This is a genomic window from Mucilaginibacter sp. (assembly GCF_025362475.1).
Taxonomy (GTDB): Bacteria; Bacteroidota; Bacteroidia; order Sphingobacteriales; family Sphingobacteriaceae; genus Mucilaginibacter.
Genome location: NZ_JANYGH010000047.1, coordinates 1 through 17,002, shown reverse-complemented (window position 1 = coordinate 17,002; position 17,002 = coordinate 1). Strand labels below are relative to the sequence as shown.

At 41.3% G+C, this 17,002-nt stretch carries 11 protein-coding genes; 8 read left to right on the top strand and 3 right to left on the bottom strand.

Annotated elements, in window-relative coordinates; all coding sequences use genetic code 11:
* The 6 genes from Q0R88_RS15205 to Q0R88_RS15180 all read left to right on the top strand — a co-directional run bounded on the left by Q0R88_RS15205 (window position 1) and on the right by Q0R88_RS15180 (window position 7,925).
* Window positions 1-1,341, top strand: a complete 1,341-nt coding sequence (locus Q0R88_RS15205) for a hemolysin family protein (RefSeq protein ID WP_295717557.1) — start codon at window positions 1-3, stop codon at window positions 1,339-1,341.
* A 12-nt stretch (window positions 1,342-1,353) separates the two neighbouring features.
* Complete coding sequence (locus Q0R88_RS15200; protein WP_295717553.1) at window positions 1,354-2,064, top strand: 16S rRNA (uracil(1498)-N(3))-methyltransferase; 711 nt, start codon at window positions 1,354-1,356, stop codon at window positions 2,062-2,064.
* On the top strand, window positions 2,061-2,723 hold the full coding sequence (locus Q0R88_RS15195; RefSeq protein WP_295717550.1) for a DUF4159 domain-containing protein: 663 nt from the start codon (window positions 2,061-2,063) through the stop codon (window positions 2,721-2,723). Before Q0R88_RS15200 ends, Q0R88_RS15195 begins: the two co-directional genes overlap by 4 nt.
* 110 nt (window positions 2,724-2,833) lie before the next feature.
* Window positions 2,834-3,331 (top strand): acetyl-CoA carboxylase biotin carboxyl carrier protein subunit, encoded by a 498-nt coding sequence (locus Q0R88_RS15190; protein WP_295717548.1) that lies wholly within the window; start codon window positions 2,834-2,836, stop codon window positions 3,329-3,331.
* A gap of 124 nt (window positions 3,332-3,455) precedes the next feature.
* On the top strand, window positions 3,456-6,515 hold the full coding sequence (locus Q0R88_RS15185; RefSeq protein ID WP_295717546.1) for a TonB-dependent receptor: 3,060 nt from the start codon (window positions 3,456-3,458) through the stop codon (window positions 6,513-6,515).
* A gap of 15 nt (window positions 6,516-6,530) precedes the next feature.
* On the top strand, window positions 6,531-7,925 hold the full coding sequence (locus Q0R88_RS15180) for a RagB/SusD family nutrient uptake outer membrane protein (RefSeq protein ID WP_295717544.1): 1,395 nt from the start codon (window positions 6,531-6,533) through the stop codon (window positions 7,923-7,925).
* Between the two features lie 432 nt (window positions 7,926-8,357).
* Here Q0R88_RS15180 and Q0R88_RS15175 read toward each other — a convergent pair whose 3' ends face one another.
* Window positions 8,358-10,031, bottom strand: coding sequence for an SUMF1/EgtB/PvdO family nonheme iron enzyme (locus Q0R88_RS15175; protein ID WP_295717542.1), 1,674 nt, complete (start codon window positions 10,029-10,031; stop codon window positions 8,358-8,360).
* Between the two features lie 239 nt (window positions 10,032-10,270).
* Here Q0R88_RS15175 and porV point away from each other — a divergent pair, with 239 nt between their 5' ends.
* Window positions 10,271-11,440 carry a type IX secretion system outer membrane channel protein PorV gene (gene porV, locus Q0R88_RS15170; protein WP_295717540.1) on the top strand — a complete coding sequence of 390 codons (1,170 nt, stop codon included), beginning with the start codon at window positions 10,271-10,273 and terminating at the stop codon, window positions 11,438-11,440.
* On the top strand, window positions 11,440-11,922 hold the full coding sequence (gene ispF / locus Q0R88_RS15165) for a 2-C-methyl-D-erythritol 2,4-cyclodiphosphate synthase (protein ID WP_295717538.1): 483 nt from the start codon (window positions 11,440-11,442) through the stop codon (window positions 11,920-11,922). The genes porV and ispF overlap by 1 nt, the downstream gene beginning before the upstream one ends.
* 185 nt (window positions 11,923-12,107) lie before the next feature.
* Here the strand turns inward: ispF and Q0R88_RS15160 are convergent, their stop codons facing one another.
* Together Q0R88_RS15160 and Q0R88_RS15150 are read right to left on the bottom strand one after the other, a co-directional pair.
* Window positions 12,108-15,473 carry a glycosyltransferase gene (locus Q0R88_RS15160; protein ID WP_295717535.1) on the bottom strand — a complete coding sequence of 1,122 codons (3,366 nt, stop codon included), beginning with the start codon at window positions 15,471-15,473 and terminating at the stop codon, window positions 12,108-12,110.
* Between the two features lie 285 nt (window positions 15,474-15,758).
* Window positions 15,759-17,002 (bottom strand): hypothetical protein (locus Q0R88_RS15150; RefSeq protein WP_366087373.1); only part of this gene is annotated, 1,244 nt, incomplete at its 5' end.

The following is a 17,002-nucleotide window of genomic DNA, read 5'->3' as shown; positions in this document are numbered from 1 at the left end:
ATGGACCCCGCACCTTACGAAATAAGTGTCTTTTATATAATCGCTACCATGCTTTTGGTTTTGCTCAACGGCTTTTTTGTAGCCGCAGAGTTTGCCATGGTTAGGGTAAGAGGTTCACAAATAGAGATTAAAGCTAAAGGCGGAAGCGCGGTAGCTAAAGTTGCAAGGGGCATTTTACATAATTTGGATGGATACCTGGCTGCTACGCAGCTGGGTATTACCATTGCTTCGCTTGGTTTAGGTGTTGTTGGCGAAGGAGTTGTTACCAACATAGTACTACGGGCTTTTTTAGCTGTAGGTATTAAGCTTACACCGGTTTTTATAACCACAAGCCACATTCTGGCATTTTCATCTATCACTATACTGCATATTGTATTTGGCGAACTGGCTCCAAAATCAATTGCCATTCAAAAATCGGCACGCACGGTATTGGCGGTTTCATTTCCACTGAGGTTCTTCTTTGTTTTTTTTAAGCCACTAATATGGTTGTTGAACGGCTTTGCTAATTTTATTTTAAAGTTATTAGGCATAAGTACTTTGGAGGGCGGCGAGGCGCATCATAGTTCTGAAGAATTACAGTACCTGCTTGAGCAGGGTAAGGAGACCGGAGCGCTTGATTCAAATGAGCATGAACTGATCCAGAATGTGTTTGATTTTAATGAGCGGGTGGTGAAAAATATCATGGTGCCGCGTACTAAAATATCGGGTATCGATATCAATTCAACCACGCAGGAACTATTGGACATGATCATAGACGAAGGTTATTCCCGTATGCCTGTTTTTGATGATGTAATAGATAAAATCATTGGTATAGTACACGCCAAGGATATATTGCCATTGCTGGCGCGGAACCAGGAGATTGTGCTTAGAGATATCATCCGTAAACCTTACTTTATTCCCGAGACCAAAAAGATCAACGATCTGATGGCCGAATTGCAGCAAAAGCGGATACAGATAGCTATTGTACTTGATGAATTTGGCGGTACAGCAGGTATGGTTACCCTGGAGGATATTGTAGAAGAACTGGTAGGCGAGATACAGGACGAGTATGATGAAGAAAAGCCTATAGTAGAAAAGGTGAACGAACGTGAGTTTATTGTAAACGCGCTTGCACCTATATACGATGTAAATGAGCATTTACCACATGACCTGCCCGAGGATGGCGACTTTGATACCGTATCCGGATGGTTGGGCGATATATTTGGTAAGATTCCCGATGTGGGCGAGCAAAAGGAATCAAACGGCTATAACATTACTGTATTAAGAAAATCTGACCAGAATATCGAATCTGTGAAACTTGAGTTATTGATAAATGAAGAAGATGCAGTAGATTTACATTAATCTGCTTAGCCAATGCAACTTTTTTATACCCCCGATATTGAACCCTCGCACCCGCAATATTTTCTTAGCGAGGAAGAAAGTAAACATGCCATACGTGTATTAAGATTAGAGGCCGGCGACAAAGTTCAGCTGATTGATGGTCGCGGTGGTTTTTATGATGCGCAAATTCAGGATGCTCATCCAAAACGAACTATCCTCAACATTACTTCCGTTACGCCAAACTTTAATAAACGTAACCATTACCTGCACATCGCGGTAGCGCCAACCAAAAATATTGAACGGCTGGAATGGTTTTTAGAAAAAGCTACCGAGATAGGTATCGATGAGATCTCATTGATCATTGCCCAACGGTCCGAACGAAAAGAGGTAAAGGTTGATAGGCTCAACAAGATCATTACGGCAGCAATCAAACAATCGCGTAAAGCTTATCACCCTGTTTTAAATGACGCGGTTAAACTGAATCAACTGCTGACGCAGCCTTTTGATGGGCAAAAATTTATTGCCCATTGCGAAGCCGGTGAAAAGTTTGATCTGCGTAAAGAGATAACCAACAACGGCAGATACCTGGTTTTAATAGGTCCTGAAGGGGATTTTTCTCCTGCCGAAATTGAACTTGCTTTAGAGAATGATTTTAAACCCATCACCCTGGGTGAGGCAAGGTTACGTACCGAAACTGCTGCATTGGAGGTTTGCTTTGAAGTTAACTTTATAAACAGGGTATGAAAAGTATTAGGCATATCGTAATTGCTTTGGCTGCATTTATAGTAATGAGCGGCTTTAACGTGCCTTCATATAAAATTGCCCGCCTTAAATATGCAGGAGGGGGCGACTGGTACGGCGACCGCACTGCTTTAACTAACCTTATCAAATTTTGCAATGAAAACCTAAAGACAAATTTTGACGCGGATGATGATGTGGTAGAAGTGGGCAGTTCATCTATATTTAATTATCCGTTTGTTTTTATGACTGGTCATGGTAACGTGATATTTAGCGACCAGGAGGCCCGTAACTTGCGTAAATACCTTACCGGTGGAGGCTTTTTACATATCGACGATAATTACGGGTTGGATAAATTTATTCGCCCGCAAATGAAAAAAGTTTTCCCCGAACTGGAATTTGTGGAGCTTCCGCTTAATCATCCAATCTATCATCAGAAATACAGTTTCCCTAACGGCCTGCCGAAGATACATGAGCATGATGGTACGCGCGCGCAGGGCTTTGGCCTGATATATAAAGGCAGACTGGTGTGTTTTTATGATTATGAATGCGATTTGGGCAATGGATGGGAAGATTATGGTACTTATGCTGGCGATACACAGGAAAGTCGTTTAAAGGCGCTGAAAATGGGCGCCAATATGATACAATACGTATTTACTCAATAGGCTTTTTGCGTAGTGGCCCGGCGTTTTTCTTTTTTTAGCCGGCGCTCATTGCAGATTAAATTTAATACCTTTAAACTTACAGGAACCTTATATCACAAATACCGCCGCAGATGTATCAAATAAAAGTAAATGGCCAATATGTTTTTGAAACCGAAAGAAACAGCGAGGATTTGCTTTTAAACAAAACAAAAACCTGTGCTGATATAAAACATATTGGTGGAAGTATCTACCACATCATAGAAGGCAACCAATCCTATAATATAGACGTAGTATCATTTAACAACGCCGATAAAACTGCCGAGATTAAAGTCAACAATAATACCTATGTAATTACTGCTAAAGATCAGTTTGATATTTTGCTTGATAAATTAGGTCTCAGCAGTTTAAGCAGCGCCCGGCTGAGTGAGGTAAAGGCCCCAATGCCTGGGATGGTGCTGAAGGTTTATGTGACTGACGGAGAAGAAATAAAAAAAGGGGATAACCTGTTTGTACTTGAAGCCATGAAAATGGAAAATATCATAAAATCTCCGGCTGATGCATCTATCAAAAAAATAAAAATTAAGGCTGGCGATAAAGTGGAAAAGGGACAAATTCTGATCGAATTTTAAAAATTAATTTTTTGGCTTTCACTTTTATTACAATTACGTAAAAGATTGAGCTATTTATTGCTGTTTCTGTTGTTTTATTGCCGTTTTGTTAATAACTTACTTTTTTAATTAACATTTTAACTTTATGAAGAAAAATCTACTAACAATTTTGTTGTTATTTTCCTGCATCTCATTGGTTTTTGGGCAAAACCGTGTGATAACTGGTAAGGTAACAGATCAAAAAGATGGGTCACCCTTACCTGGGGTAAGCGTGTCCGTGAAAGGAGTTGCCAGTATAGGCACTCAAACCGATATCAGTGGATCATACAGCTTGTCGGTTCCTGCTACAGCAAAAATTTTAATTTTTACATTTATAGGTTACACACCTGCCGAAATTGCTATCAATAAAGTGGTTATCAATGCCAGTTTGCTGGTTGATGCCAAGCAGCTTACAGAAGTTGTGGTGGTTGGTTATGGTACCCAAAGCAGGCGTTCATTAACCGGTTCTATCTCAAAAATTAAAGGGGCTGATATCGAAAATATCCCGGTACCAAGTTTAGAATCTGCCATACAGGGCCGCACACCTGGTGTATATATACAGGCTCAAAATGGAAAGCTGGGCCAGGGAATCCAGGTGCGTATCCGTGGTGCGTCATCTGTATCTGCCGGAAACCAGCCATTATATGTTGTGGATGGTTTGCCTATTACCGTTGATGACTTTTCAACCAACGGTGCATCAACCAACCCGCTCGTGGATTTAAATCAAAATGATATTGAATCAATTGATATATTGAAAGATGCCTCGGCAGCTGCAATTTATGGTTCAAGGGCATCAAACGGTGTGGTTTTGGTAACTACCAAAAAAGGTAAAGCCGGAGACACCAAGGTAACCTACAATCAATATTATGGATTTAGTAAGCCTACGCGTGAACGTGAATTTTTAAATTCAGAACAATATGTTACCCTGTTAAGATTAGCGGGTGCAGCGGGCGGATATTCCACAACTTCTGTTGAAGCAAGGTTAAAAAGATATGCCGCAGGTAACGATGATTATAAAACCTATAAGGTAAATACCGACTGGCAGAAAGAAATTACACAACATGCCCCGGTGCAAAATTATAACCTGGTATTATCTGGCGGTACTGATAAAACCAAGTTTTATATATCTGGTACTTACAATAATCAAAAAGGGTTCCTGATTGGTAATGCTATCAATCAGTACAGCTTAAGAACCAACATTAGTAATCAGGCTACCAAATGGTTAGAAGTAGGGGCTAATTTAAGTCTATCACGTACAAAAAACTATCGCCTGGATAATGACGATGCTTTTTCAACGCCAGAGCAAGTTGTGGCCTTATCGCCAATTACCCCGGTTATCGATCCTCGTACAGGATTAACCAGTGGTGCACTTGATCCAACGACCAGTCTTCCAAACGCCAGTTTTCCTATCTATTTTAACCCGTTGTTAAATGCTCAAAACAGCTTTTTTAACACAGTGGATTATCGGAATTTGGGTAACTTGTATGCTCAGGTAAAACTGCTTCCTTCGTTAAACTTTAGATCGGAAGTTGGTGTGGATATATTAAATTCAAGTGAGGACAGTTATTCAGGCTCGTTAACGTCCCGAAACTCCGGTACACCCAATGGCTCTGGTTTTAACTCATCCGTTACCGCTGTAAACTTTAATACAAACAATTTTTTACAATTTATTAAAGATATAGGGAAGAGTAATATTAATGCCGTGGGTGGTATGTCTTATCAGCGCCAGCAAAACGATCTTAACTCAATTACTGGTAATCAGTTCCCGAGCGATGCATATAAAAAACTTTTCAGTTCTGCAGATATTACAAATGGTATATCAAAAACAGCAGCCTATTCATTATTGTCATATTTTGCAAGGGCAAATTATAAATATGATGAAAAATACCTTTTATCATTAAGTGGTCGTATTGATGGTTCTTCCAGGTTTGGCGCCAATCATCGCTACGGGTTTTTCCCTGCGGGTTCACTAGGCTGGATTGTATCAGAAGAGAGCTTCATGAAAAAACAACAGCTGGTTTCTGAATTGAAATTAAGGGCCAGTTATGGTATTACAGGTAACTCCGAGATTGGCAACTTTCCATCCCGGGGATTATTTACAGAATTTGGGTACGCCGGTGTTGCAGGCGCAAGGCAAACTCAATTGCCTAATCCTGATTTGAAGTGGGAAACAACTGCGCAAACAGATGTTGGTTTAGATATAGGTTTTTTCAATGGGCGACTTACCGGCCAGTTTGATGTTTATTTAAAGAAAACAAAGGACCTTTTATTGAATGTGCAGATTCCTGGCACATCCGGTTTTACAACTATTACTCAAAACCTGGGTAAACTCCAAAACAAGGGGTTTGAAATGCAGATTGACTCAAAGAATATTGTTGGCAACGGAATTACCTGGTCAACAAGCTTTAACTTCTCTGTTAACCGCAATAAAATTACCGACCTGAAAGGCCAGGTTATTAAAGGTAGCGGCGATGGTGTTAACCGCGCTGTTGAAGGCCAGCCATTGGGTATATTTTACACGGTTGAGTTTGCCGGGGCTGATCCAGCCAATGGAGATGCGCTTTATTACAAAAACACCGATCTTGGCGGCGGCAAACGCGATAGGGCTACTACAAATGATTACAATGAAGCAACCCCGGTTGTTGTTGGTGATCCTAACCCTAAATTTATTGCGGGTTTAAATAACACGGTAAGTTATAAAGGATTTGATTTTAGCTTTCTATTACAGGAAGTAAATGGCGATAAGATCTATAACGGTGGTGGCCAGTATATGTCTGTTGGTTTTAATAACGGAGCTGATAACCAAACCATAGACCAATTGCAATCATGGAAAAAAGCGGGTGATATAACCATGGTGCCAGAAGCTCGTTTGTTTGGTGGTAACGGTGTATCGCCAAGTTCAAGGTATTTGAGTGATGGATCATACCTCCGTTTAAAGAATATTGTTTTAGGTTATAATTTCCCAAAAGGCGTATTGGAGAAGATAAAGCTGCGTAGCTTAAGAATTTATGCGCAAGCCACAAACTTAGCCACCTGGACCAAATATAAAGGTTGGGATCCTGAGCTGAACTCGGATGCATTTTCTGGCAACATTACCCAGAACTATGATTTTTATGCAGCTCCGCAGGCTAAAACAATAACTTTTGGAATTAACGTGGGATTTTAATTTAAGCTGAAGAAGATGAAAAAAATAAAATATTCAATTATAGCATTAAGTACATTAGTAATGCTATATAACTCCGGCTGTCAAAAACAGTTAGATATTAAGCCTCACGATACTGTAGAATCAAGCGAGGCTTTAAAAACATCTAAGGATGTAGAAGGTGTACTTATCGGCGCATATACAGCAGCTGGATTAAGGGGCCTTTATGGTGGCAGGTTACAGGCAACCACAGATTTTTTAGCGGATGATGGCGATTTTCAATACCAGGGTACTTTCTCTGAGTATACCGAACTTGACAATAAAAAAATAACTGTCGATAACTTTTTTGTTGAAGGAGTATGGGATGCGGGTTACAACACCATTGGCGTTTGTAATACTGTTTTGGCTAATTTAAACCTCGTGTTAGCGGCCAAAAAAGCAAAAGTTGAGGGTGAGGCCAAATTTTTGCGGGGAATGACTTATTTTGATCTTGCCCGTGCGTTTGGCAGGGCCTGGAATGATGGTTCGCCAACAACAAACCTGGCTGTGCCATTGGTGTTAACGCCAACCACAACAATAGCAGGGGTACAAAAGGTTAAGAGAAATACTGTAGCCGAAATTTATGCCCAGGCGATAGCTGATCTGACAACGGCCGAAGCCAATCTTGCAGGTATTAATGACTCATATGCAAACTCTTCATCTGCATCTGCAGTATTAGCAAGAATTTACCTTACCCAGGGAAAATATGAACTGGCCGAAACTGAAGCCACGAAAATAATCGGTAGCGGACTTTTTGGACTGGTAAAAAACTTTGCCGATGAGTTTCAGCATCCGTCTCAAGCTACACGTGTATTTAACTCAACTGAAGATATATTTGCGATCCAAATTTCCAGTCAATCGGGCTTTAACGCATTAAATGAAGTTTATGCAAGCTCGGATTTTGCGGGTCGTGGAGAGACAATTATTTTTGATCAGCATTATGCCCGATACGAGGATGGGGACGACCGTGCCAATGAATTTTATGATGTGTTTACATCTAAATTTAACAACACCTTTGGTAACGTAGTTACCATTCGTTTAGCAGAAATTTATCTGATCAGGGCCGAAGCAAGGATATTGAAAACCACTCCAAATTTGGCTGGAGCAGCTGCTGATATCAACGTTATAAGAAACAGAGCTAAATTGGCTAATACAACGGCTACAACAGTTCCAACCTTGCTTACTGCTTTAAAGAAGGAGCGCCGGGTTGAACTGGCTTTTGAGGGACAGCGGTTGGGCGATTTAAAGCGTTTCATGGAACCTACGCATTCAATTGATGGTGATGGTAATGCTGTTGACTCTTTTGACTGGAACTCGCCTAAGCTTATATTTCCGATACCAAAACGTGAGCGTGATGCAAATCCTAATTTAACACAAAACGAAGGTTATCAATAAAATAAATAAAGCATTGTTTTATGAACCCCGGTTGCTTAATGCTTCCGGGGTTTTTTGTTATTATTATGATTTCGTAACTGATAAGAGACATTTGCTACCCTTTTGCAAGGCTTTTATCTTGCAAAAATTTTAGCTAACCGGAAATCATAAAAGGCCGGGAAGCTGAAAATGAATTGCACCCTGAGTCATCCCTGTTCATACTCCCTAATATTTGCCAGTAAGTGCAAAATGCCAAACCCTGCTATCGCTTTTTGAGGCATTAATACTAATCTGGGGGCAGTTATGTTATCGTTGCGGAGGTGGTGTTTTAACGAAAGGGGAGCTTGGGAAGTGATAACAGGTTATGTGCCGCTTTTTTATAAATCCCCAATAAAAAAGAAAGGCCATTCATTGCTGAACGGCCTTCTTCGTGTTTACGTTTAAAATTGGATATTATTTAGCTTTAAAAGCTTTTGGTTTTTTAACACCATAATGAGGTTTACCTGTAGGGTAAATTTCTGGTGCGCCTACTAATGTCATTGCGCAACGGAAACCAACTTCGGCACTTGATTCATCCTCGTCCATAAAGCGGCGGGTTGATGGGTTTAACCAAAATGCCATATCGTTCCATGAACCACCTTTGTACACTTTTGAATGGTCATTAACCAATGTGGTTGTGCCATATAAAGCAGTGTTCACTGTATCTCTTTCGCCCCTAAAGTCGGGATTGTATTTCTTGCCCGAATTTTTTGGTGATAAAGGATCTGTTGAGTTTGGTATTGCAGGTGCCGGTGCTCCGTTAGCAGGTGTTACGGCTACACCATTTGCATCTACCTGGCTTTGTTGGGCCTGCTGTAAAGCTATCAGGTCGGCATATTTTAATTTTTTGTTTGATACGGCGGCATCTTTAATAGGCCTGCCATATTTATCCTTTGCGTATAATCCTTTTGTTGGGTCGGCTAAACGTTTATTGGTATACTGGTTACCACGGAAAGGGTTAAAGTCCTCAAACTCCTCAAATGAAGTTTGGCGGTAAGTATCCTGTACCCACTCATTAACATTACCAGCCATGTTATACAAACCAAAATCATTTGGAGCATATGAACGTACAGGAGCCGTAATGTCGGCCTTATCATTCAGGTAACCACCAACACCCGCGTTATCACCGGCGCCACGTTTAAAGTTGGCTAAGATTAAACCACGTGTTTTGCTTTTGGCAGAACGTACACCCATTCCATTCCATGGGTACATTTTACCATCATCGATGTTTTCAAACTGTGTATTACCGGCAAGTGCTAATGCGGCATATTCCCATTCAGCTTCAGATGGCAGGCGGTATCCTTGTTTCAAAATACCATCTTCCATACGTACAGGTCTTACCGGTTTAGCATTTTTGCCAGTACCTGTGGCCGCGTTTGGGCTTAGGTTTGGCATCATTTTTTTACCGTTAATGCCTGGGCCCTGCATTTGGCCGTTCAGATAAATATCTGTATTAAAGGGTTGTGCAGCGGTGGTTGCGGCAGCCGGGGCGGCTTTTTTACCTTTCCCATTCTGATCCTTCCAGGCTACTAATCTTCCTGTTTCGCGTAAAATGTTTTCGTTGGTACGGTCGGTACGCCATGAGCAATACTCCTGTGCCTGATCCCATGTAACACCTACAACCGGGTAATCCTGGAAGGCAGGGTGACGCAGATAGTTATCTACATAAGGATCATTGTATGATAATGGTTTACGCCAAACCAGGGTATCGGGTAAGGCATTGTAGTACAATTCATGATCCTGCGGATAAGTTATGCTAATCCAGTGCAGGTAATCAAGCCAGTCCTGGTTGGCAACTTCGGTTTCATCCATATAAAACGACGGAACAGTTACCCTGCGACGAACGTTGTTATAGTCATAAGTTACATCCTGATCAGCACTGCCACCCATTACAAAGGTACCACCCTCAATAGGAACCAAACCTGGTCCTGGTGAAGGGTGTGTTTGCCTGTAGCGCTCATAACCACCATTACTTTTTTGATTATAAACTAAACCGGTTTTTTGCGATTGCGGTGGTTTACTACAGCTGCTTACCAATGCACCTGCGGCCACCAGCACTAAAGCAGTTTTAGTAAAAAGTATTTTCATAATTTTACAATTATATTAATGACGTAAATTTAGAAAAAAATGGATATAATGCTAATGCAGGTGGTCCATTATTCTGAATAAATGAAACAATTATCGGTTGTTTTAACGGATTATAGGTAATATTAGTTGCAATATTTTGTTTTTTTTGGTTAGTTGTAATTTAAAACACAGCATTGAAATTCAATGTGGATTTTGAATGTATATTTATCAATTAAAATATTAAAGCTAAATTGCACCCAATGAAGTTTTTTACCTTTCACAATATTACGTTCTTAGTTGTGTGTCTACTGCCTTTAGCTGCTATAGGGCAAACAAGCACTGATGGAAGCACTTTTAGAGGATCACGTGCAGAGGTGCCCTTCCTGAATATTTCACCCGATTCACGTTCGGGGGCGATGGGCGAGGCCGGTGTGGCTTTATCTCCCGATGTTAATGCCAGTTTCTGGAATCCTTCAAAACTTGCCTTTATTGAAAGCAATGATGCACTCTCGCTTTCTTATAGCCCCTGGTTGAGGCATTTAGTTCCGGATATCAGCCTGTCGTATCTTAGCTACGCACACAAAATAGATGAACGTAATACGCTTGGGGCATCACTTCGTTATTTTAATTATGGGTCATTACAATTAACCGATGATAATATTAACGACCAGGGTACTTATACACCCAACGAGTTTTCGTTTGATGTATCATATGCCCGTAAATTCGGCGACAATTTTTCATTGGGTTTAACAGCACGTTACATCCATTCTAACGTATCCAGCGTATCGTTTGCCACGCCTGGATCAAGCCAAACAGGCAGGGCTGGGAATGCGTTTGCTGCTGACGTATCCATGTTTTACAAAGCCCCATATGGCGACGATAATCTTTTTGCTTTTGGCGCCAATATATCCAACATCGGCTCAAAGATCAGTTACAGTGATAACGGACCTAAATATTTTTTACCGGCCAACTTGAAATTCGGGGTTGCCAATACCTGGAACCTGGATGAAAGTAACCAGATAACCCTGGCCTTTGATGTAAATAAATTGTTAACGCCAACGCCGCCTATAAGGGATGCGGATGGTGTTATCATAAGTGGTAAAAATGATGATGTATCGGTGCCTGCTGGTATTTTCCAGTCGTTTGGTGATGCGCCGGGAGGTTTTAAAGAAGAATTGAAAGAATATAGCCTTTCGCCGGGTGCCGAATATTGGTACAATAATCAATTTGCTATAAGGGCGGGTTATTTATATGAAAACCCCAACAAAAGCGACAGGCGCTATGTAACCCTGGGCTTTGGTGTTAAATATGATGTTTTTAAGTTTGATTTTTCGTACCTGGCAGCCAGCCAGCAAAATAGCCCATTGGCCAATACACTGCGATTTACATTGTCGGCTAATTTCGGGGGCACTTCCAATGTATCAAAATAATGGGTAAAATTAAAGTAGGTTTTGGGTTTGATGTACACCAGTTAAAAGAGCAGCATCCATTTGTTTTAGGCGGGGTTAACCTGGAGCATCATGCAGGGGCCTATGGTCACTCTGATGCCGACGTGTTATTGCATGCTATTTGCGATGCCCTGCTGGGCGCAGCCAATCTGCGCGATATAGGTTTCCATTTTTCCAATACGGATAACCGGTGGAAGGGCATCAGTAGCCTTGTGCTGCTACAGCGTGTGGTTGTGCTGATAAAAGAAAAAGGGTTCTCGATAGGTAACATAGATGCCATGGTATGCCTGGAAGCGCCGAAGATCAATCCGCATATCCCGGCTATGAAGACTCACATTGCCAAAGCCGCCTCTATTTGTGAGGATGATATATCTATCAAAGCTACTACTAATGAGCAATTGGGTTTTATAGGCCGCGAAGAGGGAGTTGTGGCTTATGCTGTTTGTTTGATAGAGCGGGATTAGGTTTTTAGAATTAAGAATCAAGAATTAAGAGTCAGGAATCAAGAGTCAAGACAAGAGATATCGGCAAGTTTGCAGGCTTTTTGCAGGCTTACTTAAAAGATAAACATAATGCTATAAAATAAAAATGGTGCTGTCAGCTAACCCGACAGCACCATTTTTTATGGCTCGAAATTGAATTTAGAACTTTATACTTTATCTACCTTCACATTTCCTGTACGTTTTAATACACCCCAACCGCTCAGTTCGCCTTTAAGTGCTTTTCGTATTGATTTAAACAGCACGTAATACATGAGCTGTCTCCATAAGAAACGTTGCGGTATAATATAAATCAGTTTGCTGTAGCTTTCTTTTTCCATACGGAAGGCTATAATGCCCACTATAAAATCGATAACAACAAAAGCCACATAGTAAATCAGCATCTTCTCTGGTTTTTCGCCAAACAGGGCGAATATCATCATCAAATCTGCCAGCGGGGAAAATAGCGGCAGGATGATCTGGAAGATGAGGATGTTTGGCATACCCACCATCCCAAAGAATTTGTATTTCTTATTGAATAGCGCGTCCCTGTTTTTCCAGAAGCTTTGGATTACCCCAAAACTCCAGCGGAAACGTTGTTTCAACAGCATATTGATGCTTTCAGGCGCTTCGGTATAAGCAATAGCTTCGGCACAATTTTTTACAATATAGCCTTGTTTTAGGATGCGCATAGTCAAATCGCAATCCTCGGCAAGGGTATCATAGGTAAAGCCGCCGGCACGGAAAATAGCCGATTTGCGGAACGCGCCAATAGCACCCGGCACCACGGTAATGCTGTTGATGAGATCAAAGGCACGGCGGTCCATATTTTGGGCGGTAATGTATTCAATTGATTGCCAACGGGTAATGATATTGGTTTCGTTACCTACTTTTACCGTACCAGCAACAGCGCCTATTTCCTCATCGGTAAAGTAACTCATGAGGTGATAAATGGCATCAGTTTTAAGCTGGGTATCGGCATCAATACAAACTACAAAATCGCTGCTGGCATGGGTAATGCCAAAGTTTAATGCAGATGCTTTACCACCATTTGGTTTGGTAAGTATTTTAACCAGCGGGTTGTTTTCATAAGCTGCTGATACTACCTCAAATGTTTTATCCGTTGATCCGTCATCTATAAAAATGATCTCGAACACCGGATACTCGGTTTTTAACAAGCTTTGTATGGTAGCAACGGCATTCACTTCTTCATTATAAGCAGGCACAATAATGCTTACTGATGGCAGCGGAATGTTGTCGCCCCTTAACTTTACAGTTTTTTTATTTTCGCTATTTTGCCTTACTGCGAGTATCGCTATTAAAACTATGCGGCCAATTGCCAGGAAAATGGCTGATAAGAATACATAGATCAGGATCCAGTTAAGGTAGAAGTAGCCATGTACAACCACATCATACATTGGACCGAATATGCCGCTATGGTCATCCTTAATAGGAGGCATGAGGTCGGCTTTGGTTTTATCCAAAACATCGGCAATGGTAGTAAACTGGTAGCCGTGAGTTTTAAAGTAATGGATAATAGCAGGCAATGCCTTTACGGTTTCTTCGCGGGTATCGCCGCCGGCATCATGCAGTAATATCATTGAACCGTTATTGGCCTGCCTGATAGTGCGCGCTACAATACTATCGGCAGTTACACCGGGCTGCCAATCCCATGGGTCGATAGATTCGCCGATGGTGATATAACTTTGCCTGCGGCTTTCGGCTACCGGTATAACCTCCGCAAGTGTTTCCGGCTCAGCATCAGCATTAAACGGAGGACGGAACAGTATCGTGCTGCGGCCCGTTACCGATTCGATGATCTTACGGGTGGCGTTAAGTTCCAATACAACACGATCAAGGCTGATGGTTGAAATATCAGGGTGGAAAAAGGTATGGTTACCAATTTCATAGCCCTCTTCGTACTCGCGCCTCAGTATCTGTATATTTTTTTCGGCCATAGAGCCAACCACAAAAAAGGCTGCCGGTACTTTTTCCTTTTTCAGGATATCCAAAATACGTGGTGTATAGTCAGGATCGGGGCCATCATCAAAAGTTAAAACAACTTTTTTAGGCTTATAGCCATACTTACGGATCACATATTTTGTAGGTAATTTTATGTAATGCTGATCTGTTATGGTAAAGTCGCCGGTATCAAGTTTTACTTTAATTTCGCCGATACTTGGTGAAGTTATCAGATCGAGCACCTCGCCATCACCATCATATTCAACGTTTTTACGGTTATTTAAACCTACTGTAGTTAACTTCTTCAGGTCGACGCCTGTTTTGCGCAAGGAATCAATAGAGAGATTTTTTTGAAAGTATGACCATAGCCGCGGGTCTTCGGTACCCATGCGCCAAAGCGCCACGCCACCTGTTGCCCAGTCGTCGGCCATCCTGATTACGTTGAAGTTGGTGGCCGCATCCGTAAAATAAATGGTATGCTCAAGACTATCCTTGTCCATGTATTTAAAGTGCGAGTTGGCAGATACAGGATCAAAAGTAATTTTGCTTTTGTTCTCGTCGGCCGTACTTACTGCCTGCTGATAGCCTATTGATTTGCCTACGCTGCCTTCGGGCCAGTCATAGGCACCGCCTGCAAAAGTCAAAATTATTTTTTCGCTTGGTACTTTGCTGCAAACATCATCCAATATTTGTTCTACCCAGTGCTGGTTTGAAAGGTCGCCGGCGTTGCTTGCTTCATTATGCTCATCAATAGCCATAATGAAAAGGAAATCGTTAACGTGCTGTAACCTCGATAGATTATAAGTTTCATCCTCGGGTACCACATTTTGGGTAACCAGCAGTTTTTTAGCACTTAAAGTAGCATAAAGCTCATTTTGGAAAGCAATGTAATATTTGCTGTTGCGATCTTTGATGTCATCAAGATCTACGTTTATCCCCTTAAATTTATATTTGGTAAGCGCGTTTACAATACTGTTGATAAACCCTGTGCGTAATGTGGGGTTTTTAAAAATGCGTTCAATATCCTTGCTATCATAACCACCCGCCTGGTTGTTAACGTTAACATAATTTGATAGGGTAATTATAATAGGCTTATTGTATTTTTTATTGAGGTTTATAAGCCCGGTATCAATTTTGGTAATAACGGTATCGGTTTTTGGAAGAATGGAAAAACCTTCGCTAACTACCATATCCAGCCTGTTTATATTATCCAAAAGGGAATAATAGGCTTGTGGTTCCCAGGGGCGGTAAAAGGCGGCGTTTATACGATCTTTATTATTGGGATGTTTATGCTGGTGAAGGCGTTTTGCCCGTTCCATAGCCTCGATCTCGGATTTTTGGATCTTAAAATACTTGTACTTGGTTGATCTTTTTACCTGTTCAAGCTCCTCCTTTGACATTTTTTTTGGAGCCGGATTAAGGTTTGGTAAATCTGGATAATAGGTTGATTTGATGGTAACTATTACAGCGATAACTCCTACTACAAGGAAAACGAACAGTATGCGGCTGAGCCATTTAAAGCGGTTCCATCTGCCTGGAGTATCTGCCTGAAAAACTTGCTTATTTGAAGACATTAAGTGAGATTACTTCTGATTAAAAGTATAGGAAACAAATGAAGATATGATGAATGATTTTAATTTTATTTATGTGGTTTTCCGGGTTCAATACCTGAAAAATCAACACCACATTTACAATTGCCACCGCAGCTTTTTTTCGAAGCGATACTTTTATACATCATCTTACCGATGTAAAAAATAGCGGCGGCAAAAAGAATTATTACTAAAATTACCTGGATGTTCATAATGCAAAAATACTTAATTTTTAATATATACGTATAGACGCTATTAATAGTATAAAGTTTAACGTGGCATAAAGGCAATTGTTCCGCCTACCCAATCAAAATCTTTATTATAACGCACTCCAATCATTTTTCCGCGGCTTAGCCGGGCCAGGTTTATCGCTAATGTAGGTTTTGGATCGCCATTTGGCCAAAGGTATAACAGCCTGATCTCGGCCTTTACGCCGCCATCCGGGGCTTGTACTACGGGTTCGTAATTTACTTTTTGCTGTAATATCCAATTTTCCGGCTGGGTAATATTGCTGATGTCATAGCTGGTAACATCAATAATAACACCCTGCCCGGCAAATGAGAATAAAGGTTTTAACACATAGTTTTCCAGGTCGGCCGGTATTTGAGCCAGTTTGTGCAGGAATTGTGTTTTGGGGATATAATCGCCGCTTAAAAAAGGCATGGTGAATTTACTAACGCGATAAAACCAGTTAGGGTGTGTTATCCACTCTACATCCAATGGTTGGCGTATGTCAACTACTTTATCAAAAAGGGCATCATCGCCGTCAATTTCATCAAATATCAGGCGGTTATATATGCGTTTAATCAATTTCTTTTCGCCATTGAGCTGGTAAAAAAGCTGATTACCTTCCTGCACCAGGTCGCTCAATGATATTACTGCTATGCCAAGTTGTTTTTGGGTAAGATAAAAATCCACAGCTGTTTTTTGTTCGGGCGCGTTCACATCCATCAGTACCACATCCTGCGGCTGGTGGGGGCCAATGATGGTTCTTTTAAGCAGATCAAGGTAACTCGCTTTATCAAGGCCGTTGAAATACATGGTTTGGTCATCTGCAATATCATAAACCTCCCTGTAAGTATCGCCCATAAAAACCTGGAAACTATACAGTGAGGGAAAGCCCTGCATCTCTATCAGCTTGGGTACTATTTCGCCCTGCTCATCTTTACAAATACCAAAATCTAAGGCGATGAAATGCGGATGGTCATTTTCGTTGGCTACACGCCATTTATCGGGAATGGCGCGCTCCGTAAGTTCCTTGAAACCGGGTTGTAAAATTGTAGCAATAATATCATCGCCTGCGGCAGTCAGCCTGTCCCTGAAATCGGCAGTAAGCAAAACAGGGGTTTCGGCAACGCGAAAAGCCACCGGGCTGTGCAAGCCGCTGTTGAGTTTATGCAAAAACTGCTGGTATTTTTCGTTGGTGAAACCTGTGTTGAATGTTTTCCTGGCTGATGGGTTCATAAGTTCCGTTTTTCTGAACTCGTCATTGCGAGGCACGAAGCAATCCCCGA

Bases quoted from the DNA above. Each gene is read 5' to 3' on its own strand.
- Q0R88_RS15205 (WP_295717557.1), top strand. From the start codon at position 1: ATGGACCCCGCACCTTACGAAATAAGTGTCTTTTATATAATCGCTACC.
- Q0R88_RS15200 (WP_295717553.1), top strand. From the start codon at position 1,354: ATGCAACTTTTTTATACCCCCGATATTGAACCCTCGCACCCGCAATAT.
- Q0R88_RS15195 (WP_295717550.1), top strand. From the start codon at position 2,061: ATGAAAAGTATTAGGCATATCGTAATTGCTTTGGCTGCATTTATAGTA.
- Q0R88_RS15190 (WP_295717548.1), top strand. From the start codon at position 2,834: ATGTATCAAATAAAAGTAAATGGCCAATATGTTTTTGAAACCGAAAGA.
- Q0R88_RS15185 (WP_295717546.1), top strand. From the start codon at position 3,456: ATGAAGAAAAATCTACTAACAATTTTGTTGTTATTTTCCTGCATCTCA.
- Q0R88_RS15180 (WP_295717544.1), top strand. From the start codon at position 6,531: ATGAAAAAAATAAAATATTCAATTATAGCATTAAGTACATTAGTAATG.
- Q0R88_RS15175 (WP_295717542.1), bottom strand. From the start codon at position 10,031: ATGAAAATACTTTTTACTAAAACTGCTTTAGTGCTGGTGGCCGCAGGT.
- porV (WP_295717540.1), top strand. From the start codon at position 10,271: ATGAAGTTTTTTACCTTTCACAATATTACGTTCTTAGTTGTGTGTCTA.
- ispF (WP_295717538.1), top strand. From the start codon at position 11,440: ATGGGTAAAATTAAAGTAGGTTTTGGGTTTGATGTACACCAGTTAAAA.
- Q0R88_RS15160 (WP_295717535.1), bottom strand. From the start codon at position 15,473: ATGTCTTCAAATAAGCAAGTTTTTCAGGCAGATACTCCAGGCAGATGG.